We start from the raw sequence: 21,872 nt of genomic DNA, 5'->3' as shown, positions 1-21,872 counted from the left end.
ACGCCTTTTTTGTTTTTTTGCCTCAACGGACGTTCTGCGGGCAGTTCTCGGCGCTATTGCGGCGCCAGGCAAAGGTGCTCGCAGTGACGATCAGCGCGAGTGCCACGCCGAAGGTTACGTGCAGGCCATTAGCCACGGTTTGCGCGGTCGCATGGGTCACGTCGGGGCTGGCCCAGGCAAAGACTGCGCCCAGCGCCCAGGCACCGAAAATCAGCCCGAGGTTGCGTGACAGGTTCAACAGGCCGGAGACCGTGCCACGGCGTGCGGGCTCGACATCACTCATCACCGCGGTGTTGTTCGCGGCCTGGAACAGGCTGTAGCCCAGGGTCAGTAGAATCAGTGAGCCAAGGTAGGCGATCAAGCCCGAAGCCACCGCCAGCAACAGCGCGCCGAGCCCCATGACGCCCAAGCCCGCGCGAGTCATGCGCTGGCTGCCCAGCCGGTCGGTAAGCTGGCCTGCCGGTAGGCCATTGAGCGCCGACACACAAGGCCCGACGGCCATTGCCAGGCCCATCCAGGCAGCATCCAGCCCCAGACCACGGGATAGATAGAACGGCCCGACCACGAAGGTGCTCATGATCACCGCCGACACCAACGCACTCATTGCCAACCCTGCGCGCAACGCCGGGTCCTTCAATGGCCGCCAGAACCCATCGCCCGAGGTGGCCGCGGGGGCCTGCCGATCAGCCGGCAAATAATGAAAGGCGAGGGCCGCGGCCAACATGCCCAACGGTGCTCCCACCAGAAACAGCGCACGCCAGCCCCACAGGCTGAGCAGCATCCCGCCGACGCTGGGACCCATGGCGGTGCCGACGGCCGACATCGTGCCCAGCCAGCCCATCACGCGGCCGGTGCGCTCTCGGGAGACGGTTTCGCCGACCATCGCCAGTGTCATCGCCATCATCACCGCTGCACCCAAGCCTTGCAGGACCCGTGCGCCAATCAGCCAGGGCAATGACGGTGCGACAGCGCACAGCGCGCACGCAGCGGCGAACAGCAGCAAACCGCTGAGCAACAACTGACGGCGGCCGAGCCGATCCCCCAGGCGGCCGGCGTTGACGATAACTGCGGTGATCGCGAACAGGTACGCGAGCACCACCCACTGCACCGCGTGGAAGGATGCATTGAAGACGTGCGCTAGCGCCGGTAAGCCGACGTTGGCGATGCTGGTCCCCAGCGAGGCCAGCAACATGGACAGGGACAGGCAGACAAGACCGCCGCGAGAAGAGGTGTGCATGGAGGAATCCTTGAGTGAACGGTGCTGTCACAAATCTACGTCGTCGCCTAACATGGCGGAAGACGCATGGGTTACAGCCAATACCTGCAGCGAACGCCTGATAAGGAGCGCCAATGCCCGACCTGAACTTGCTGATTACCCTGGATGTGTTGCTCACCGAAGGCAGTGTCGCGCGGGCCGCCAAACGCCTGCGCTTGAGCCCGTCGGCCATGAGCCGTGCGCTGGCACGGCTGCGTGAAACCACCGGCGACCCGTTGTTGGTGCGTGCCGGGCGGGGTCTCGTGCCGACCCCGCGTGCGCTGGCGCTGCGTGAACAGGTCAGCCGCTTGGTTCAAGACGCTCAAGCGGTGCTGCGGCCCGCGCAATCCCTGGACATGCGCCAGGTGGTGCGTACCTTCACGCTGCGCTCCAGTGAAGAATTTGTCGAAAATCTTGGCCCGGCGTTGCTGGCGCGCATTGCCCAGGAGGCGCCCGGCGTGCGGCTGCGCTTCGTCAACAAGACGGACAAGGACAATGCCTTGCTGCGCGATGCCAGCGTAGACCTGGCCATCGGCGTGGTCGACGCCACGGCCAGCCCCGAGGTGCTGACCCAGGCGTTGTTTCGCGATCGCCTGGTCGGCGTAGTGCGCAGCGGTCATCCGCTGAGCCACGGCGCGGTCAGCGCCGAGCGTTTTGCCGAGGGCCAGCACGTCTACGTGTCACGGCGCGGGTTAGACCGTGGCGAGGTCGACGACGCGCTCGACGCCCAAGGCCTCAAGCGCCACATCAGCACCATCGTCGCCGGGTTTGCCACGGCCATCGCCCTTGCGCGCGACACCGACCTGATCGCCAGCGTGCCCGAGCGCTACACCACCAATCAGCGCGCGGGTCTGTATAGCTTCGCGTTGCCGCTGGCACTATCGACATTTACCCTGTCCATGCTCTGGCATCCACGCCTGGATGGCGACCTCGCCCATCGCTGGCTGCGTGGTTGTTTGCGTGAGGTGTGCGGGCACTGAACCGGCCGCAGCAGGTACAATCGCGGCTGCCTTGACGCGAACCCCCAGGAATTTGCATGTTCAGCCTTACCCGCTATACCGCGCCGTGCCCCGAATCGATCAACAGCCAGATCCTGCAGAGGGTGGTGGACAACCTCACCGACATCAGCAGCGTTGCGCTGGCACCGAGTAACTTGCTCTACAACATCTATCAATACGCCATTGGTTTTGAGGTGCACCTGTACCTGGAGGCACTGGATGGGTCCAAAGGGGTTGCGGTTGAGTTAGTTGTGGCGATGGAGGAGGAGCAGCTGATCGGCTTTTGCCTGTACCTGCCCGTGAAGGATGATCCGCAGGCCTGCGGTATTGCCTTCATGGCCGTGCAGGCAGGTTTCCGGCGTCAGGGGGTGGCGCGCGCGATGATGCGCGAGGTATTGGCACGCTATCCCCATGCCGAGTTGGCGTGTGCCGTGGAAAAGGTGCCGGCCTTCGCCGCCATGGGCTTTCAGGTACGCGGCGCGCGGGGCACTCAGGTGTTGATGAACACACGCGATTACGGCACGGATGGCTTGATGGCGGTGCTGGACGTGGCAGCGATATACAGCTCGCTGGAGGTGCGGCAGATTCATACCTACCTGCTGCAAAAGCACGGCAAGCGTGCCATGGTCGACGCCGAGAAACAGCGCGATCGGCATCTTGATCAGCTGACACGCAAGGTTCAGCGGTTTGTAAGTGAACACCAGGCCTGAAGCAAAAAACCTCCCAAGGGAGGTTTTTTTATTGCTGCGTCAGATGGCCGGGCGTGGTCACGCGCCCGTTGCTGGCTGCCGTCATCGCGGGTCATCACGCTGTAGCCGTCGGCATCGGCGTCAAGAATGATTCAAGCGCGCGCCCGGTTGACCATCGCCAGAATCGTCGCCAGCAACTCCTGCTGCGCCTCTTCGCGGCTGATCTCGCCACTGGCCGCCGCATGGGACAAGGCCTCCGCCGCGCCGAGCATGGCGCGCATGGCCGCCTGGGAAACAGTGGCGCCGGCTGCAAACGGCGCCAGGGCGTCCCGGCATTTATCGAGGAAGATCGCCTCGTATTTGCGCTTGAGGGTTTCCAGCTCCGGCGAGCTGCTCAAGGCGGCAATCACGCCGGGGATTTCCCGGCCTTGCAATAACACGCAATCGACATAGGACGAGGCAATCACCCACGCCCGGTCCGCCAATGTTGCGGCGCTGGCGTCCAGGGCATCGGCCAGCACCTGGTTCTGGCGCCTGTCGAAGTCCTCGTAAAGCGCCGCCAGCAACCCGGCGCGGGTGACGAAATGGTCATAGACCACCGGTTTAGTCACGCCCGCCAGTTCCGCGAGGCGGCCAAGGGTCAGCGCTTCGGTGCCTTCGTCGCTGACCAGTTGCCAGGCCACGTCCAGCAATTGGCGAAGGCGATCTTCGCGTGCAAGGCGTCGACGAGGGGCAGGGGATTCATCGCTTGACATGCTTATATACCAAAAGTAACTTAAGGGTCGTAACTTACTAAAAGTAGCTTAAGCGCAGACTAAACTGAAACGGAGTCAATGTCATGCACGCACTGCTCGTTGTTGCCCATCACGACCCCAAATCCCTGACCCACAGCCTCGCCGTGCAAGTGGCGGCAGGGCTGACTGCGGCCGGCCATACGTACGAGATCGCCGACCTCGCCGCCGAAGGCTTCGACCCGCGCTACACCGCCGCCGACCATCGGGTTCACCGCACGCACGCCGAACCGCCCGCTGATGTGCTTGCCGAACAGGCCCGTATCGACCGCGCGGATGCCTTGGTGCTGGTATTTCCGATCTATTGGTGGTCGCTGCCGGGCCTGCTCAAAGGCTGGGTCGACCGGGTGTTCGTCAACGGCTGGGCGATTGATTACGGCCCGGACAGCCCCGTGGTGAAAAAACTGCGGCATGTGCAGGTGCATCTGCTGGCAGTTGGCGCAGCGGACGCAAGCGCGTTTGAACGACATGGTTATGCCAAAGCGATGCGCACGCAGATTGACTACGGGATTTTTGATTACTGCGGCGCGCAGGTGGTGACGTCCAAGTTGCTGCTGGAGTCGGAAAGCGGCACGGCGCAGGCGCATTTGCACACGGCGAAGGCGCTCGGGCAGGGCCTGTTTGCAAACGAGACGGTCGCCGGGTAGTCAGCCTTCGCGAAACAAATCGTGGGCGTCGAGCAGGCGGTAGGCAATTTCCGGGCGTTTTTCCATGCCTCTGCGAATCGCCGCCGGAATGGCTTGCCGGGTTTTACGGCACATACCGGGCAGCTCATCGAGGGTGATCAGAATCCCGCGCATGCTCTTGACCTCGGTGTGCCCCGGCGCGACATGCACGCGGATACCCAATAGCTCGTACATCCGCTGTTGCATGTGCTCCAGGTCCTGCAGGCTTTTGAGGTCTTCAAGGCGTTCGATCAGCTTTTTCTCTTCCTGACGCGTCAGGCTGAGGACGCGCAGGTCGGCGTCAGGGGTTTGCAGCAGTTGTTCGCGATCGCAGACACACACGCCGGGTGGGCAGGGTTGGCGAATTGTCATGATCACTCCCTCCCCATGCCGACGCGTTGGATCAGTAGCTCAGCGCAACCCCAAGACTGCCCAGGGCCTTCCAGTATTCAGGGTAGGTCTTGGCGACGCAGTCCGGGTCTTGAATACGCACCCCGGAGACCTTCAGGCCTGCCAGCGCAAAGCACATGGCAATGCGGTGGTCGGCGTGGGTGTCGATCAGCGCGGTGCACGAGGTGCCGGCCAACGCAGGATCGCTGGCGACGAGCAGGTCGTCACCTTCGATGCTCGCCAAACCTGGGCGGATTTGGTTAAGGCCGTCGTGCAGCGCCTGTACGCGGTCACATTCCTTCACGCGCAGGTTGGCCAGTTCGGTGAAGCGCACCGGAGTATTGTTGAATGCGGCCAGCACTGCGAGGGTCGGGATCGCGTCCTGCATTTGTGAGCCAACGACGCTGGCCGGCATGTGTGGGAACTGGGCAATCACGGCTTGCGCCTTGGCGTCCGGCTGGGTGAAGTCTTGCGCGGCGACGCCAATGTCGATGTGGCCGCCGGTCAACACTTCAGCGGCCCACAAGTAGGTGGCGGCGGAGGCGTCGGGTTCGATCAGGTAGTCATGGGCGGTGTAGCCGGTCGGGGCGACGCGCCAGCGGGCGTCGTCAACCACCTCCACTTGAGCGCCGAACGCGCGCATGCAGTCCAGGGTCAGGTCCACATAGCCACGGGCGCCAATGTCTTTGCCGGTCAACGCCACTTCAATCGGCGCTTCGCCGCATGCGGCAAGCATCAGCAGGGCCGATACGTACTGGCTGGACAAGCCGCCATCGATTTCAAAACGTTTGGCCTTGACCTTGCCCACGCCATGCACGGTCACTGGCGGGCAACCGGTTGGGCTGTCGACGCGGATACCGTTCTGGCCAAGGGTCGCCAGCAGCGGGCCAATCGGGCGTTTTTGCATGTAGTCATCGCCGTCCAGCACCACCGTGCCTTCGACCGTCGCCACCGCCGCGGTGAGAAAACGCATCGCGGTGCCAGCATTGCCGAGAAACAGCGGTTGCGTGGGCAATTGCAGTTTACCTGAGCCGGTGACCACGAAAGTGGTGTCGTCCGGCTCGTCGATGGTCACGCCCATCTGGCGCAGGGCCACCGACATGTGGCGGGTGTCATCACTCTTCAACGCGCCGCTCAGGCGGCTGGTGCCCTTGGCCAGGGCTGCCAGCAACAGGGCACGGTTGGTAATGGATTTGGAGCCGGGCGGCGCGACCTTGCCGTTCAGGGGGAAATTAGGCGGTGTAACGGTCACGGTTTTCTGCGAACTCAAGGTACAAGGCTCCTGATCAAGGCAAGGTGGTGCGCAGTGGCGCGACGGACGGACCGAATAATCAGCCAAACACGCCACGCTTGTCGAGCAGGGATCGTTGTACGGCGCGTATTACGGCGCCATCAGCCGATTCACCTGGCGGTGGGTAGCGCTGCAGTCGGCGACCTGGCGCGCCACTTCGATCTTGCGCGCCAACAGGCCGACACTCCCTGCATTGGCGTCGAGTTGGCGACTTATCCCTGCCTCAGCGTGTAGCCGTACCGCGCGTTACCGAGTAGGACAAGTGACAAAATTGATGCAGGACAAAGGCCTTTACTCCGCGAAACGCAGGCGAAGTATGACGTTTCCGAGAGAAGCGTCGGCTGGACAATAAAACGCAGCGAGGTAAGTTCGAAGCGTGCCCCATGACGGGGCTTATTCAATCAAGGAGTGAATGAAATGAACAAACCCGAGACTCAACTCAGACATGGTCGCGTCGTGACACCGGCCAGCCGTGGTTCCGTGGCAGTCGAACGCGGGCTGTTGGGCAACTGGCAAGTCAACGAGATGGAAGGTGGCAAGAACTTCCCGGCACTCACCGCCGGGCCGTTCCCTGCCCCCTATGAAACCGATGACCCCAGCGTCACGCCACCTGGCGATGGGCATATCCTGAGCGGCGGTAAAACCGACGACCGTGACTGTATTAACTTCACCGACGAGGAAATGAGCAAAAAGCTCAATACCCCGTTTAACTGGCCGTTGCTGAATGTCGAGGCGGGCCAGGTGTTCAAGGTGCAGTGGGAATACACCGCCGCCCACGTCACCCGTGGCTATCGTTGGTTGATCACCAAGGATGGCTGGGACCCCAAACAGCGCATCAGCCGCGCTCAACTGGAGGCCAAGCCATTCTTTGAAGACTTCTACACCCAAGTGCCTTACTACCAGCACTCCGGCGAAATGAAAGCCAAGGTCGAACACCAGGTCACCCTGCCTAAAGGCAAGAAGGGCCGGCACGTGGTGGTGTTGATGTGGATCGTGGCCAACACCGGCAACGCGTTTTATCAGGCGTTTGACCTGGACTTCAAGTAAGCCCGATTAACGTTGGCTCAACCAGTAATCATGTAACGCCCGCACGGCCGGTTCGATTTCGCTGACCCGCTGTTGATGGGCGTTTACATCCAGGTCCGCCGGCAGCTCGAAGTTATCCTGCTCGGCGCACCAGGAAATTTTCTCCCACTGCGCGGCCTGTTCGGCGGGCAGTTCCGGCCAGTTGCCAATCGCGGCACCGCGGATATAGCCAAAGCACCATTCTTCGGCAAGCGTGACGGCTTGGCCCTGATGTTCGGTGTCATCAAAGCGGGCCTTGAAGGTGTGCGCGTCGGTTGCCAGTTGCGCCGCCAGGCTATTCATATGGCGCACGCACAGTTCGAGGAAGCGCTGGGCCTCTTCAACCTGTTCCCAGGCCGGGTTCTGCCCACCCCAGATCGCCGGGAACCACTCAGCGACTTCCACTTGAGCCGGGCTGGACACCAGCGCGGTGAAGTAGCCGTCGAGTTCGGCCAGGTTCAGCACCGAGTGATCGTCGCCGTACTTGAGCAAGGTGTCGTCGATGAATTCGAAATCGGCAGGGGCGAGAGGTTGGGCGTGCATGGCATTTCCTTTGAGCGTCGAGCGCCGCTGCTGGGCGGCTTAAAGCGCGAAGAATGGCGCCTGGGCGAGCTTTTTTCCAGCGTTTTTACCGGGACTTACCCGCGACGTTGGCACAGCTTGCTCACGCACATTGCACCCACCACGGCGAGAATGATCGGCACCAGAAAGTCATGGTCGATGCGGGTAAATTCCGCCACCAGCACAATCGCGGTCAACGGCATACTCATGCTGGCCGCCAGGAACGCCGCCGCGCCGATGATCGCAAACGCACCCAGCGGCACGCCGGGCCACAGCAGGCTCCAACCACCGCCGAGGATGATCGCCAGCAATGCGCCGTTGGCCAGGCCCGGCGTCAGCAGGCCGCCTTCGGCCCCGGCGCGCAGGCTGCTGGCGGTAATCAGTACCTTGACCAGCAGCAGAATGGCGGCCAGGCCGATGCTCAGTTCATTGTCGAAACCCAATTGCGCCGGGCCTTTGCCATTGCCGAGTATCTGCGGCAGCAGCATCGCCAGCCCACCGATAATCGTGAAGTTGATTACCGACAACACCGGCAAACGCCAGCCGCGCGCGGCATTGGCCCTGGCGGCGCCGGTCAGGCGGGTAAAGCCATAGGCGGCCAGGCCAAACACCGGCCCGCAGACCAGCGCCCAGGCGATCAATGCCGGGCTCAGCACAAAATGCGGCACCTCATATTGCGATTGCGCGCCCAAACCGATCCACGCCACGGCCGCGCCCAGCGCCGAGGTCGTCAGGGCAATCACCGCCGCCGGCCAACTGAATGCCCCCACCAGCACTTCCAGCACAAATATCGCACCGCCCAACGGCACGTTATACACCGCCGCCAGCCCGGCGCCCGCACCGCACGCCACGATCAAACGGTGCATGTCCGGTTCAAGTCGCGCACGTTGCGACAACCACGTCGCCGCCAACGCGCCGACTTCACGCGGCGCCACTTCACGCCCGAGTGGCGAGCCAAGGCCCACGGTGATGATCTGCAGCACGCTGTGGGCGAGGGTGGTCTTGGGCGGCATGCTCGGCATACTGGGAGAGACCGCCTGCTTGATACTGACCAGCGGGCGACCGTAGCGATAAATCGTCCACCAGCCCAACCCGGCCACCACGCCGCACACCATCAGCACCCACAGCCGGCGTTCCGGCGGCGCAGCGGTTACGCCCCATAAAAAGGTTTCATGGCTGAGCAGGCTGTCGAGGCTGTAACCGTAGGCCAAATGCTGGATGGCATGCAGCAGCAACGCCAGGAGCATGCCGCCCAGGCCCGCGCCGATCCCGGTCAGCACGACCACCAGGGCCAGCATCAACGATGAACGCAACGTGGTCGGCATACACGGCTCCAGGCAAGGGCCCTGATTTATAGCCGATATGGCGCGCTTTCGGGATGAAATGTATCGGCGCTGCGTGAACCTGCCGCCCACACCCTTTCATTACCTTTGCCAGTCCCGTTTTTGGCCGATGCGCCGTCGCGCTCCCTTGTTATAGTTCGGTCCTTATCACTCGCCAGTCAGGGATCACTGCCATGTCCGAATACCAAGCCTTCCTCGTCGAACTTACCGGCAATGTTGCCCATGTGCAGATCAACCGCCCGGAAAAGATCAACGCGATGAACGCGGCGTTCTGGACCGAAATCATCGACATCTTCCAGTGGGTCGAAGACACCGACGCGGTGCGCGCCGTGGTGCTCAGCGGCGCAGGCAAGCATTTCTCGTCGGGCATCGACTTGATGATGCTCGCCTCGGTGGCCAATGCCTTCGGCAAGGACGTAGGCCGCAACGCACGCCTGCTGCGCCGCAAGATCCTGGAACTGCAAGCGTCGTTCAACGCCGTCGACAACTGCCGCAAACCGGTACTGGCGGCGATCCACGGCTACTGCATTGGCGGCGCTATCGACCTGATCAGCGCCTGCGACATGCGTTACGCCGCCGAGGATGCGCAGTTTTCCATCAAGGAAATCGACATCGGCATGGCCGCCGACGTCGGCACCTTGCAGCGTCTGCCGCGCATCATCGGCGACGGCATGTTGCGTGAACTGGCGTATACCGGCCGTCAGTTTGGCGCGGAGGAAGCGCGCAGCATCGGCCTGGTCAATCGGGTGTATGCCGATCAGGAAAGCCTGTTGGCCGGCGTGATGGATATCGCCCGGCAAATCGCCGCCAAGTCGCCGATCGCCGTGACCGGCACCAAGGCCATGATCAGCTACATGCGCGACCATACGGTCAATGATGGTTTGGAATACGTTGCCACCTGGAACTCGGCTATGTTGCAATCCAACGACCTGCGTGTGGCCATCGCGGCCCACATGAGCAAGCAGAAACCCGAATTCGTGGATTGACCGACATGACCCCAGGCTGGATTACCACAACGCTGCTCGACAACGACGCCCCTGGCGGCTGGGCCGTCGCCCGCAGCCGCGAAGGCTTTTTGCATGACACCAACGGCCCGCTATTCCCCAGGGAATGGCTCAAGCGCCAGGACCTTTCGGTATTCGCCGAACATGGCATCGGCCACCTCGATGGCGAACCGGTGTACTTGCTTGAACTCAACTCGGCCAGTGATGTGCCGGGTTGCAGTTGGCAGGGCTTGCGCGGCTTCATGCTGCAAGGCGACCACACGCTGTACAAAGTGTTGGGTTACGCCGCGCAGATTGGCACTTGGGCCCGGGAGCACCGGTTTTGCGGCAGTTGCGGCCAGGCCATGGTCCAGGTGCCACGGGAGCGGGCGATGTATTGCCAGGCGTGTGACCTGCGCAGCTACCCGAGGATTTCGCCGAGCATGATCGTGCTGGTGACCCGTGGCGACGAGATTCTGTTGGCCCGCTCGCCGCGCTTTGTCAGCGGTGTCTACAGCACCCTGGCCGGGTTTGCCGAGCCGGGTGAGTCCGCTGAAGACTGCCTGATTCGCGAAGTCCGCGAAGAAGTGCAGGTGGAGGTCAAGAATATCCAGTACATGGGCAGCCAATGCTGGCCGTTCCCACACTCGATGATGCTCGGGTTCCATGCCGAGTACGCCGGCGGTGACATCGTGCCCCAGGCCGATGAGATCGAAGACGCGCAATGGTTCAACATCCACGACCTGCCGCCGTTGCCGGCGTCACGCTCGATTGCGCGTTACCTGATCGACCTCTACCTGGCCCGACGCTTAGGCCACGCTGAACCAGTGCTGCCAGGCTAGGCGCACCGTCAGGCCGAGGACCACGGTGATAAACACCGGGCGAATGAATTTGGCGCCGCCGCTGATCGCGCTGCGTGCGCCAAAGAACGCGCCACCCATTACCGAGAAGCCCATCGCCAGGCCGACGATCCAGTCCACCGAACCGTTGAAGATGAACACCGACAGCGCTGCCGCGTTGCTGACGAAGTTCATGCTGCGCGCCACGCCGCTGGCTTTGACCAGGTCGATCGGGTGCAGCAGCATTGTGCTCACCGTCCAGAACGCGCCCGTGCCGGGGCCGGCCACGCCATCGTAGAAGCCCAGGCCGAAGCCTTGAGTGGACTGCCATTTCTTCTTGATGGGTGCATCGGCATCCAGCGGCGCCTTGGGCGTGCCGCCGAACAGCAGGTACACACCGCAGCCGAACACGATCACCGGAAGCATTTTGTTCAGGGTTTCGGCGGGCAGGTAGTGGGCGACCACCGCACCGGCCAGGGCCCCGATCAGGGTGCCGACGATGGCATGCACCCATTGGCGCGGGTGAAACAGTTTGCGCCGGTAGAAGGTGAAGCTCGCGGTGGCGGAGCCGAACGTCGAACTCAGCTTGTTGGTGCCCAGTACCAGGTGCGGCGGCATGCCGGCGGTCAGCAAGGCCGGCGTGGTGAGCAGGCCGCCGCCGCCGGCGATGGCGTCGATGAAACCGGCGATGAAGGCAACGACGGCGAGAATGGCGAGGGTGGTCAGGTCAACGCTGAGTTCGAAGGGCATGGGCAGGGCTTATTATTGGCAGGGCGCAGCGAAGGGGCTGTACCGAAGGCCAGTATCTTACCTGTCTGATCAAGGCAGAACCAAATGTGGGAGCGGGCTTGCTCGCGAAAACGGAGTATCAGTCAACACATCTGTAACTGATCCACCGCTTTCGCGAGCAAGCCCGCTCCCACCTTTTAAATCCTGCCCACTTTATTAACGGTGTGTGCCTAACCATTCCAGCGCGGTGCGCCACACACAAATCCCGAGGAAGTAAGCCGACATCAGCGACCACAACCCGAACGTCCACGGGTTGGTATTCGGATAATCCACGACCATCAGAAAGCTGCACAGCAACCAGATGGTGGTGACCGCGATGTTGATCGGCATGAACCGCTTGACCCGGAACGGGTGCAGGAACTTCATCGGTGTCACCGTCAACAGCGCCAGGCCGATCACGGTCAGCAAGGTGACCCAGGCTTGCGGCTGGATGATGTAGACGCACAGGGCAACCACGTTCCACGCGGCGGGGAAGCCGACAAAGTAGTTGTCCTTGCTCTTCATATTCACGTTGCAGAAGCAGAACAACGACGACACCAGAATCACCGATACCGTGAACAGGTGCGTAAAGTCCGGCAGGTCGATATAGCGGTAGATAAACAGTGCCGGAATAAACACGTAGGTCAGGTAATCAATCACCAGGTCGAGCACCGAGCCATCAAAGCTCGGTAATACCGTGCTGACATTCACTCGGCGCGCCAGCGAGCCGTCGACACCATCGACCACCAGCGCGAGGCCCAGCCACAGCAGGCAAGCCTTGGGTGAGTTTTCCAGCAGTGCCAGGGTGGCCAGGAAGGCCAATACCACACCGGTGGCGGTAAAGCCGTGGGCGCCCCAGGCTTTGAGTCTGGCTACATGCAGGGTCGATATCACGGGCGGTTCTCCAAAAGGTGAAACGGGGCAGCCGACAACGTAACGCCGTCGAGTCTGGCCAGGGAATGCAGGTATCGACCGGGAAGAGAGGGATAAGGTTCACCTGCCCGGCGTATCACTTAGCGTAGCAAGCGTAAGACGTTTCGGCATCAGCCCTGACGGAACACCAGTGCCTTCAGACCACTTTGTGGGTCGATATCCGCAAATTCCGGTGGGTTCTCCAGCCGCTCGATGAAGCGCAGGCCCGGTGCTTCGCGGGTGACGCCGTCAATCAGGAAGTCTTCGCCGAAGGCCGGGTCGTTCATACAAGCCAATACCGTGCCTTGCGCCGTGAGCAAATCCGGCAGGCGGCGCAGTACGCGCTGGTAGTCCTTGGTCAGTAGAAAGCTGCCTTTCTGGAAGGAGGGCGGGTCGATGATCACCAGGTCATAAGGGCCGCTGTTGGTGACTTTGGCCCAGGACTTGAACAAGTCGTGGCCCAGAAAGCTGACCTTGCTCAGGTCGTGACCGTTCAGGCGATGGTTGTCGCGCCCGCGGCTCAGGGCACCACGGGCCATGTCCAGGTTCACCACATGGTCCGCGCCGCCTTCGATGGCAGCGACCGAAAACCCACAGGTGTAGGCGAACAAGTTGAGCACGCGCTGCCCCTTGGCCTGCTCGCGGACCCAGTTGCGGCCGTAGCGCATGTCGAGGAACAGCCCGCTGTTCTGCTTTTTACCCAGGTCGATCAGGTAACGCAGGCCGCCTTCGGTGATGGTCAGCTCATCAATCGCAGCGCCCACCAGCCATTCGGTGGTGCTCTGCGGCAGGTAGCGGTGTTGCAGGGCGACCGTATGCACACCGAACTGCGCCCAATCAATTTGCAACAGGTGCTGCTTCAAACCCTCCAGATGCGCCGTTTCTTTGAACAGGGCAACCAGCACCACGCCTTGCAGCCAGTCCACCGTCAGTTGTTCCAGGCCCGGCCAGCAGCGGCCGCGGCCATGGAACAAGCGCCGGGTTTCAGCGGGTGCGCTGGCCAGGGCGGTGAGCAAATGGGCGTGCAAGGTAGCGAGTGCGTCTGGGTTCATCATTGAGCGTCGTTCTTTGAGCGGGCGGCATTTTAAACACAGTTACGGGTTTCAGGGGACTTCAGCACAACGTGCTGGAAAAAAGCGGATTGGCAGTGATTCATGCTCAAAGTGCGCAAGCGCACGGCGGATAACAGTCAAAAAAACCTCTGGCACCGACATAAACTGGAAAAAAAGCCCGGAGGTGCCCATGAACGGTTTCGCGCGTGCAGTCAGTCACACGGCTGTGGATCAAGTAGAACAGGACGAATGGCGTGACGCTCTGGCGTCGCTGGTGGCCAATGCCGGTCCGGCGCGGGCGCGGCAGATTCTCGACCTGCTGGCACGTGAAGGCAGCGCCCCGGCTATCGATTGGAAACCGCGCCACGGCACGCCGTATATCAACAGCATCAGCGTCGAGCAGCAGCCGGCCTTTCCCGGCGACCTCGCCACCGAAGAGCGCGTGGCCTCGCTGGTGCGTTGGAATGCCCTGGCCATGGTGGTACGGGCCAACCAGGCGTATGGCGAACTCGGTGGGCATATCGCCAGTTACGCCAGTGCGGCGGATTTGTTCGAAGTCGGCTTCAACCACTTCTTTCGCGCCCGCAACCATGGGTTCGGCGGCGACCTGGTGTTCTACCAACCGCATTCTGCGCCCGGTATTTACGCGCGTGCCTTTCTCGAAGGGCGCTTGAGCGAAAACGACCTGGCCCATTATCGGCAAGAGATCGGAGCACCAAAAGCCGGCGCGCGCGGGCTCTCCAGCTACCCACACCCGTGGTTGATGCCCGACTTCTGGCAGTTCCCCACCGGTTCCATGGGCATCGGCCCGATCAGTTCGATTTTCCAGGCGCGATTCATGCGTTACCTGCAGCATCGCGGCTTGCTGGACACCACCGACCGCCACGTGTGGGGCGTATTCGGTGACGGCGAAATGGATGAGCCGGAAAGCATGTCGGCCCTGACCCTGGCCGCCCGCGAAGGCCTGGACAATCTCACTTGGGTGGTCAACTGCAACCTGCAACGCCTCGACGGCCCGGTGCGCGGCAATGGTCGCATCATCGACGAGCTGGAGGCGTTATTTGCCGGTGCCGGCTGGAACGTGATCAAACTGGTGTGGGGTTCCGACTGGGATGCCTTGCTCGCCAAGGACAGCGACGGCTCACTGGTCAATACCCTGTCGCAAACGGTCGACGGGCAATTCCAGACGTTCGCCGCGAAAGACGGCGCCTATAACCGCGAACATTTTTTCGGCCAAAGTGCGTCTCTGGCCAAACTGGTCAAGGGCATGAGCGACGAACAGATCGACCGCCTGAAGCGCGGTGGCCACGACATGGTCAAGATCCACGCCGCCTACCACGCCGCGCGCCGCGTCAAAGGCCAGCCGACGGTCATCCTGGCCCAGACCAAAAAGGGCTTCGGCATGGGCGAAGCCGGGCAGGGCAAGATGACCACTCACCAGCAGAAGAAGCTGGATCGCGAGGCGCTGCTGGCCTTTCGCAATCGCTTCCAGCTGCCGCTGTCGGATGCGCAGACCGAATCGCTGAGTTTCTTTAAACCGTCGGATGACAGCCTTGAATTGCGCTACCTGCGTGAGCGTCGCCATGCGCTGGGCGGTTATGTGCCCAGCCGCAGCCAACGCGCAGCGCCGGTAAACGTACCCCCGGTGATGGCATACGCCGGTTTCGCCACGTTGGCGGCGGGCAAGGAAATGTCCACCACCATGGCCTTCGTGCGCATGCTCACCAACCTGCTCAAGGACAAGGCCCTGGGCCCGCGTATTGTGCCGATCGTCGCCGATGAGGCGCGCACCTTTGGCATGGCCAACCTGTTCAAGCAGATTGGCATCTATTCCAGTGTCGGCCAGTGTTACGAGCCAGAAGACATCGGCTCGATCCTCAGCTACCGCGAAGCCACCGACGGGCAGATTCTGGAGGAGGGTATCAGCGAAGCCAGCGCCATCAGTTCCTGGGTGGCGGCGGCCACCAGTTATTCGGTGCATGGCCTGCGCATGTTGCCGTTCTACATCTATTACTCGATGTTCGGATTCCAGCGCGTCGGCGATCTGATCTGGGCCGCCGCCGATCAACGTGCCCGTGGCTTCCTGCTCGGTGCCACCGCCGGGCGCACCACCTTGGGTGGCGAAGGGTTGCAGCATCAGGACGGCAGCAGCCATCTCAGCGCCGCCGCCGTGCCCAACTGCCGCGCCTACGATCCGGCGTTTGCCGGCGAGTTCGCGGTGATTCTCGACCACGGCATGCGCCAGATGCTCGAACACGACGTGGACGAGTTCTACTACGTCACCCTGATGAACGAAAACTACCCGCAACCAAGCCTGCCCGCAGGGGTAGAGGCGGCGATTATCAAGGGCATGTATCGCCTGGAGGGCGGTGTCGACGCTCAGGTGCGCCTGCTCGGTTCCGGCACCCTGGTGCGTGAGGCGCAGGCAGCCGCGCAGTTGTTGGCCGAGGATTGGCAAGTGGCTAGCGAGGTGTTCAGCGTCACCAGTTTTAGCGAGCTGGCGCGCGAAGCGCGCGACGTCGAGCGCTGGAATCGCCTGCACCCGCAGGCCGCCAAGCGTTGCAGCCATGTCCAGGACTGCTTGCCCCACGGCGCACCGGTGATTGCGGTGTCCGACTATGTACGCGCGGTGCCGCAGATGATCGCTTCGTACCTGGACGCCAGCTACACCGTGCTCGGCACCGATGGGTTCGGTCGCAGTGATACTCGGGCGGCGTTGCGTGATTTCTTTGAGGTCGATCGGCACCACATTGTGCTGGCGGCGCTGACGGCGCTGGTGGAGCAGGGAAGCCTGGAGGCGCGGGTGTGCCAGGAAGCGATTGCACGCTATGGCTTGCAGACGGAGCGGGATGCGTCCTGGGTTGGCTGATTGGCGCACACCAAAGTGGGTACGGGCTTGCTCGCGAATGCGCTGAATCCGTCAGCTGATTTATTGACTGACAGACTGCATTCGCGAGCAATGTTGCGGACTTTCAACCTTCAAGTGTACGGCTTGGCTGTTCTCCTCAGTGCTGCAGGTAAATGAAGGGCCTGAATTATCAGCCAGCTTATTTCCAGATCTGTCTGTCAGCTCATCGTGACAACGCGTAAATGCTGTGTGACAAGTTGGGCCAGCCCCCACATTTCACTTTAGGGAATCCAAAGGTGGCTGTCTTGAAAGCGCTTCTCAAAATGACCTGAGTACCTACTGAACAACCTAGATTGAGTTTTTATAGGGGGAAAAAAGAGCGGCAGCCGGCCGCTGTTTGAAACGTCGGTGACTCACGCCTCACCAAATCCAATGATAGCTTTGGTTTCAAGGTACTCTTCAAAGCCGTGTACACCGTACTCTCGACCATTGCCCGAGCGCTTGTAGCCACCGAAGGGCGCCATTGGATTCCACGCGGGGTAGTTCAGGTGCACTTGACCTGCACGAATGCGAGAGGCAACAGCCCGTACAAGATCAAGGTTCTGCCCCTGAACATGGGCGCCCAGCCCATAGATCGTATCGTTTGCGATAGCGACCGCCTCATCGACCGTCTCATACGCAATGATGCACAACACGGGACCAAAAATTTCCTCTTGAGCGATCCGCATTGCAGAGTCCACCTCGGAGAAAACAGTCGGTCGGGTAAAAAAGCCTTTCTCAAAACCCGGCACGCGTCCTGGCCCACCGCAAACCAGTTTTGCACCCTCGTCCAGGCCCAGCTTGATCATGGCTTGAACGCGATTGAATTGTGCCTCGTTGGCAATGGGGCCCAGTATCGTGTCTTCCGATTGCGGGTCACCCACGATGATTGCATTGGCGGTTGCCGCAGCCAGCGACTCAACTTCTGCCAGGCGGTTTTTTGGAACGATCATTCTTGTCGGCGCGCTGCAGGATTGCCCTACGTTGCGAAATGCAGACATCACCCCCAAGGGCACGGCTTTGGCGAAATCGGCGTCGGGCAGCAGAAGGTTTGGGGACTTGCCTCCCAACTCCTGTGTAACGCGTTTCACCGTGGGCGCCGCCGCTTGCGCAACCAGTGCGCCAGCGCGGTTAGAGCCGGTGATTGAAATCATATCGATATCGGCATGCGCCGCCATGGCCGCGCCGACCTCGGAGCCGCTTCCGTTCACCAAGTTGAAGACACCGGGCGGGAGGCCTGCGTCGTGTACCAGTTGGGCAAAAAGAAGGGCGCTCAGGGGGGGCAGTTCGCTGGGTTTCAACACCACTGTGCAACCGGCAGCTATCGCCGGGGCGACTTTCGCGGTGATTTGATAAAGCGGCCAGTTCCACGGCGTGATGAGGCCGCAGACACCGATGGGTTCGCGTTCAATCGCGGTGCCGCCTTCAACCGTTTGGAAACGATAGCTGGACAGCAGGTCACGCGCGACACGCACGTGTTCGGCCGCCAGTGGAACTTGCATCGCCCGGGCGAAACCGATGGCTGCGCCCATTTCGAGAGAGAGGGCCTGGGCAAGCAGCTCTTTTCGTTCGAGGATCAGCTCGTAGAGCTTGCCAAGCACACGCGCACGCGCTGCTGTCGAGGAAGCAGACCAACCAGGAAATGCCGCACGCGCCGCGGCCACTGCCCGATCGACATCTTCGGTAGATCCGCGGGCGACCTGTGCAACAACCTCTTCACTTGCAGGATTGACCACCGGCAAACTAGCTGGGATCGCCGGGCAACACCAACGGCCGTTGATATAAAACATGAGAGAGGTTTGCGGATCAACGCCATGGCTATTCGAAGATTGCGTGGTCATCCAACTAGCTCCTTAGAGCGGTAATAGGCGCTGCGAACAAGCGCGTCGCTGTAGCGCCCCGTAAATGCTTGGGGCCGTGTCGTCTTAATAAGCTAACAAAACGGCCCTGCAAAATATGCCGTTGTTCGCGTCTGCAAGGGATATTCTGCTGTATCTGGCGGGCTTACTTTGCATTAATGCAACGGAGCCTTTTGCACCGTATAAAACGCTTGCGGCCCGCCGGGATCGCTAGCCGATTGCTTGGGTAACCAGAGCAAACTGGCTGACCCCGTCGATTGATTTCGGGGGCGCGCCCAGAACCATCCGCGGCGCTCTATCAACGCATGGCAGCCCCAGACGCTCCAGCCAGACGGCCAACCCACAATCGGCAAGAATGTCGAAGCGCACGAAGGCGCCAGGTATCAACCGCAGCAGGTGGGTAATCAGGTGTTGGGCTTGCTCCTGGCTCTTTGCAACAACCGGTCCAATGATATGGCCACGGCCAAAGCGACGCAGGAGGGCAATGCCTTGTAGTTCCCCATCCACGTCAATACCGACCACAGACTCGGCCATCGGGAGCAAATCATTGAGCACCGCTGTGCGGTCCAGGCCACTGCCCGCATTGGCCAATTCAATCAGCCGAGGGTAATCCGCAGGATGCAATGCACGACACTGCGAGCCCTTGATCAAAGGCATCTGCTCAGGCGCCTGTGGCACCCCTTGATGCTGCTGGATACGCGCGAAGTCGACGAACCCCATGCTTGCGTAGAGCGGTGCGCCCGACTCGGTGGCATTGAGAATCGGCGTGCGTGGTGCAGTGGCTGCCAAGCACAGGTTCATCAGTTGACGCCCGATCCCCTTTCCTTGGTGCTCATCACTCACGATCACCAGGCCGATGGACGAGTAAGCGCCTTGATGGCAAGTGAACGCGACACCCACCAACTGCCCTTTATGCTCGGCGACAAAGCCTTGCGATGTGCGCTGCACCATGGCCCAGTCTGCTTCTCGATGAGGCCATTTCAGGTGGGCCGAGAGCGCGTGTGCTGCGGGCATATCCGCCGCGGTAACAGCACGGTACCGATAGGTAGAGCCTGACGTTACGGACATGCAACCTCCTTGAAGTTGAGGATTTTGGGTCGGGCAGTCAGGGCGTTGTGGCACGCGACTCATATAAGTTTGCCTGTGTTGAGGAGGCTTGCCGATAACGGCATTTCAATCGCGCTGGGGTTCGTGAACCGGCGGATATCGAATGGGCTGATCAAGGTGCTGGTACTGCCGGTGCTGATCAGTTCGGCCATCACATCGCCGACGCCCGGGCCAAGCTGGAAACCATGACCACAGAAGCCGAACGCATAAAATAAGCCATCGACGGCCCCGCTGCGGCCGATGACCGGCAGAGAGTCCGGCGTGTAGCTTTCGATGCCGCTCCATACCCGGATGATGTTCAGCTTCTCGGCGCCCGGTAGCAGGCGGCGCATTTGTCGCATCTGGTTGAGCAGGCTTTCGGGCTTGAAGAAGGCGCGCCGGTTGAGCATGTCCGGGGTGCAGCGGTTGCCGCCGCCGATGATGATGTTGCCGCGCGGGATCTGGCGGAAGTAGATCACCTCTTCCTTGATCTTGGTAAATACGCCGATCACCGTCGGCAAGGCGTAAGGAACCGGTTCGGTCACCGACATCTGCGGGCCATTGGGTTCCAGCGGTACGGGTTCTCCGAATTGCTCAGCCAGTTTGGCGGCCCACGCGCCCGCGGTGATCAGCAGTTGCTCGGCGACGAAGCGTTGGCCATCGGTGGTCGTGACGTGGAAGTGACCGCCCACTTTCTGCACCTCGATGACTTCGATACGCTCTTCGATCCGCGCACCCAGGCGCCTGGCCGCCCGGGCAAACGCCGGCGCCGCCAGGCGTGGGTTCGCGTGGCCATCGTGAGGGGCGTAGGAGCCACCTTTGACTTCCGGGCCCAGGAACGGAAAGCGGGTATGCAAGGCTTTGCCGGTCAGGATCTGCAAACCCAGCTCACGGGCCTCGGGAGCCTCGGCGTAGGCTTGCAGCTCAGCGATCTCGTCCTCGCGGTAACACACGCGCATATGGCCACTGGCGATGAACTCAAGGTCGTCGTCGATCAGCTCCGGCAGGCGCTTCCACAAGGCAAAGGAGCGGTTAGCCAGTTGCAACTGCCCCAGGTAACGCCCCTGGCGCCGCACGTTGCCGAAGTTCACGCCGCTGGCGTACTGGCCAATCTGATCACGCTCCAGCAGGGTGACGGAGTGTCCACGCCGGCTGAGAAAAAACGCTGACGCCGACCCCATGATGCCGCCGCCGATAATCAATACATCGCTTTTTTGCGGTTTCATGAGGGCGCCTCACTGTGGTCGAGAGCAATACGCATCACCTTAAGACTACCAACCATGAAGGCGACTCCATGTGTGTACGGCGCCCTCGACGTCAAGGGCGTGATAATCCGGAAACTGCGCGCCGGTGGCGCAGGCATGATTGGGCAGAATGCGCAGACGACTGCCAATAGGGAAGCGCCCGACCATGTCAGCACTCGGGGTGCCGAGGGTGATGATGCCATGTTCCTGATTGGCCCCTGTGACCAGCGCGCCTTCGATCCAGTCGCCCGCTTCGGTACACACTTGTCCATAACCAAAGTCCTGGCGCTGACGTTGTGTGCCACGGTCGCGACTCATGGCCATCCAGCCTGCGTCGGTGATGATCCAGCCTTTATCCTGCTGATGGCCAATAACGGTGGTCAGGACGCTCAACGCCAACTCGTCTGCCCGGCACACGCCAATGTTGTGCATGACCAGATCGAAGAACACATAGACGCCTGCCCGCACTTCAGTAACGCCGTCCAGGTTCAGTGCCGAGAGGGCTGTGGGGGTGGAGCCGATGCTGACCTCGGGGCATGCCAAGCCGGCTTCGCGGATTATTTCGGCGGCGCGTACACAGAGTAAGCGTTCCTGTTCCGCCAGCGCTTGCAGGGCTTCGAGGCGGTCCAGCTCGTAACTGGACCCCGCGTGGGTCATCACGCCGCGCAGTTGCATGCCGCCTTCGCTCAGGGCGCGTGCGACGGCTACCAGCGCATTGTCTTCAACGGCCAGGCCTGAGCGATGGCCGTCGCAATCGATTTCAATCCACACCTCGAAGCGTTCGTCGTGCTGCTGTGCAAAGTCGACGATCGCTTGAGCGCCTGCGACGCTGTCGGTGAGTACGCTCAGGTTGCAGCCTTTGCGCCGGAGGGCTAGTGCCGCGGGTAATTTGCCCGGGGCTATTGCAACGGCATAGAACACGTCACTGATGCCTTGCGCGAAACAGTGCTCAGCTTCCTTCAAGGTAGAAACCGTGACACCGCGGGCGCCAGCAGCCATCTGTGCCGTGATGACGGGCAGGCACTTGCTGGTTTTGATGTGCGGGCGCAAACGTACGCCGAGGGTGTCCATACGTTGCTGCATACGCTGGATATTGCGCTGCATTTGCGCGACATCGACTAGCGCAACGGGCGTGTCGAGAGAGGCAATCGGCGTTGACATGGCAGAACTCAAGTGGCTGGGTACAGGCTGCAC

The 21,872-nt window shown here is 61.5% G+C and carries 20 protein-coding genes; 7 read left to right on the top strand and 13 right to left on the bottom strand.

Annotated features, from left to right (window positions below; all coding sequences use genetic code 11):
* Positions 1-22: 22 nt before the first annotated feature.
* Positions 23-1,237 carry an MFS transporter gene (locus A7D21_RS26195; RefSeq protein WP_069553052.1) on the bottom strand — a complete coding sequence of 405 codons (1,215 nt, stop codon included), beginning with the start codon at positions 1,235-1,237 and terminating at the stop codon, positions 23-25.
* 113 nt (positions 1,238-1,350) lie between these two features.
* Here A7D21_RS26195 and A7D21_RS26190 point away from each other — a divergent pair, with 113 nt between their 5' ends.
* Both A7D21_RS26190 and A7D21_RS26185 read left to right on the top strand, forming a co-directional pair.
* On the top strand, positions 1,351-2,235 hold the full coding sequence (locus tag A7D21_RS26190; protein ID WP_069553051.1) for a LysR family transcriptional regulator: 885 nt from the start codon (positions 1,351-1,353) through the stop codon (positions 2,233-2,235).
* Positions 2,236-2,291: 56 nt separating this feature from the next.
* Complete coding sequence (locus A7D21_RS26185) at positions 2,292-2,963, top strand: GNAT family N-acetyltransferase (protein ID WP_069553050.1); 672 nt, start codon at positions 2,292-2,294, stop codon at positions 2,961-2,963.
* Positions 2,964-3,094: 131 nt separating this feature from the next.
* On the opposite strand, the gene A7D21_RS26180 is transcribed toward A7D21_RS26185, so the two are convergent.
* On the bottom strand, positions 3,095-3,697 hold the full coding sequence (locus A7D21_RS26180; protein ID WP_053256309.1) for a TetR/AcrR family transcriptional regulator: 603 nt from the start codon (positions 3,695-3,697) through the stop codon (positions 3,095-3,097).
* Between the two features lie 83 nt (positions 3,698-3,780).
* Here A7D21_RS26180 and A7D21_RS26175 point away from each other — a divergent pair, with 83 nt between their 5' ends.
* Entirely contained in the window at positions 3,781-4,380 is a 600-nt protein-coding gene (locus tag A7D21_RS26175) for an NAD(P)H-dependent oxidoreductase (RefSeq protein ID WP_069553049.1), read from the top strand.
* Here A7D21_RS26175 and A7D21_RS26170 read toward each other — a convergent pair whose 3' ends face one another.
* Positions 4,381-4,770: a hypothetical protein gene (locus A7D21_RS26170; RefSeq protein ID WP_069553048.1), complete on the bottom strand. Its 390-nt coding sequence runs from the start codon at positions 4,768-4,770 to the stop codon at positions 4,381-4,383.
* A gap of 31 nt (positions 4,771-4,801) precedes the next feature.
* A complete protein-coding gene (locus A7D21_RS26165) occupies positions 4,802-6,058 on the bottom strand; it encodes a 3-phosphoshikimate 1-carboxyvinyltransferase (RefSeq protein ID WP_069553047.1) in 1,257 nt (418 codons plus the stop codon).
* A gap of 438 nt (positions 6,059-6,496) precedes the next feature.
* Here A7D21_RS26165 and A7D21_RS26160 point away from each other — a divergent pair, with 438 nt between their 5' ends.
* A complete protein-coding gene (locus tag A7D21_RS26160; protein ID WP_069553046.1) occupies positions 6,497-7,126 on the top strand; it encodes a lytic polysaccharide monooxygenase auxiliary activity family 9 protein in 630 nt (209 codons plus the stop codon).
* A gap of 6 nt (positions 7,127-7,132) precedes the next feature.
* On the opposite strand, the gene A7D21_RS26155 is transcribed toward A7D21_RS26160, so the two are convergent.
* Together A7D21_RS26155 and A7D21_RS26150 are read right to left on the bottom strand one after the other, a co-directional pair.
* Positions 7,133-7,687: a UPF0149 family protein gene (locus tag A7D21_RS26155; protein WP_053256304.1), complete on the bottom strand. Its 555-nt coding sequence runs from the start codon at positions 7,685-7,687 to the stop codon at positions 7,133-7,135.
* Positions 7,688-7,782: 95 nt separating this feature from the next.
* Entirely contained in the window at positions 7,783-9,030 is a 1,248-nt protein-coding gene (locus A7D21_RS26150; RefSeq protein ID WP_069553045.1) for a chloride channel protein, read from the bottom strand.
* A 191-nt stretch (positions 9,031-9,221) separates the two neighbouring features.
* On the opposite strand from A7D21_RS26150, the gene A7D21_RS26145 reads away from it, so the two are divergent.
* Positions 9,222-10,034 carry a crotonase/enoyl-CoA hydratase family protein gene (locus A7D21_RS26145; protein ID WP_053256302.1) on the top strand — a complete coding sequence of 271 codons (813 nt, stop codon included), beginning with the start codon at positions 9,222-9,224 and terminating at the stop codon, positions 10,032-10,034.
* A 5-nt stretch (positions 10,035-10,039) separates the two neighbouring features.
* Complete coding sequence (nudC, locus tag A7D21_RS26140) at positions 10,040-10,873, top strand: NAD(+) diphosphatase (RefSeq protein ID WP_064452210.1); 834 nt, start codon at positions 10,040-10,042, stop codon at positions 10,871-10,873.
* Here the strand turns inward: nudC and A7D21_RS26135 are convergent.
* From A7D21_RS26135 to A7D21_RS26125, 3 genes are all read right to left on the bottom strand, one after another.
* On the bottom strand, positions 10,841-11,620 hold the full coding sequence (locus tag A7D21_RS26135; protein ID WP_053256300.1) for a TSUP family transporter: 780 nt from the start codon (positions 11,618-11,620) through the stop codon (positions 10,841-10,843). The two genes, nudC and A7D21_RS26135, sit on opposite strands and share 33 nt — an antisense overlap.
* A gap of 195 nt (positions 11,621-11,815) precedes the next feature.
* A complete protein-coding gene (gene pcsA, locus A7D21_RS26130; protein WP_053256299.1) occupies positions 11,816-12,532 on the bottom strand; it encodes a phosphatidylcholine synthase in 717 nt (238 codons plus the stop codon).
* Positions 12,533-12,681: 149 nt separating this feature from the next.
* The gene (locus tag A7D21_RS26125) at positions 12,682-13,602 is read right to left on the bottom strand and encodes a class I SAM-dependent methyltransferase (RefSeq protein ID WP_069553054.1); all 921 of its coding nucleotides are present in this window, start codon (positions 13,600-13,602) and stop codon (positions 12,682-12,684) included.
* A 190-nt stretch (positions 13,603-13,792) separates the two neighbouring features.
* On the opposite strand from A7D21_RS26125, the gene mdeB reads away from it, so the two are divergent.
* The gene (gene mdeB / locus A7D21_RS26120; RefSeq protein WP_069553044.1) at positions 13,793-16,471 is read left to right on the top strand and encodes an alpha-ketoglutarate dehydrogenase; all 2,679 of its coding nucleotides are present in this window, start codon (positions 13,793-13,795) and stop codon (positions 16,469-16,471) included.
* Positions 16,472-16,863: 392 nt separating this feature from the next.
* On the opposite strand, the gene A7D21_RS26115 is transcribed toward mdeB, so the two are convergent.
* The 4 genes from A7D21_RS26115 to A7D21_RS26100 all read right to left on the bottom strand — a co-directional run bounded on the left by A7D21_RS26115 (position 16,864) and on the right by A7D21_RS26100 (position 21,839).
* Positions 16,864-18,330: an aldehyde dehydrogenase family protein gene (locus A7D21_RS26115; protein ID WP_069553043.1), complete on the bottom strand. Its 1,467-nt coding sequence runs from the start codon at positions 18,328-18,330 to the stop codon at positions 16,864-16,866.
* A gap of 228 nt (positions 18,331-18,558) precedes the next feature.
* Positions 18,559-19,416: a GNAT family N-acetyltransferase gene (locus tag A7D21_RS26110; protein WP_053256296.1), complete on the bottom strand. Its 858-nt coding sequence runs from the start codon at positions 19,414-19,416 to the stop codon at positions 18,559-18,561.
* 59 nt (positions 19,417-19,475) lie between these two features.
* Positions 19,476-20,660, bottom strand: a complete 1,185-nt coding sequence (locus A7D21_RS26105) for an FAD-binding oxidoreductase (RefSeq protein ID WP_053256295.1) — start codon at positions 20,658-20,660, stop codon at positions 19,476-19,478.
* Between the two features lie 45 nt (positions 20,661-20,705).
* Complete coding sequence (locus A7D21_RS26100) at positions 20,706-21,839, bottom strand: DSD1 family PLP-dependent enzyme (RefSeq protein WP_053256294.1); 1,134 nt, start codon at positions 21,837-21,839, stop codon at positions 20,706-20,708.
* Positions 21,840-21,872: the final 33 nt, after the last annotated feature.

The organism is Pseudomonas sp. AP19, from assembly GCF_001728855.1.
Taxonomy (GTDB): Bacteria; Pseudomonadota; Gammaproteobacteria; order Pseudomonadales; family Pseudomonadaceae; genus Aquipseudomonas; species Aquipseudomonas fluorescens.
The sequence above is the reverse complement of the archived record's forward strand: the minus strand, read 5'-3'. Positions and strand labels throughout refer to the sequence as shown.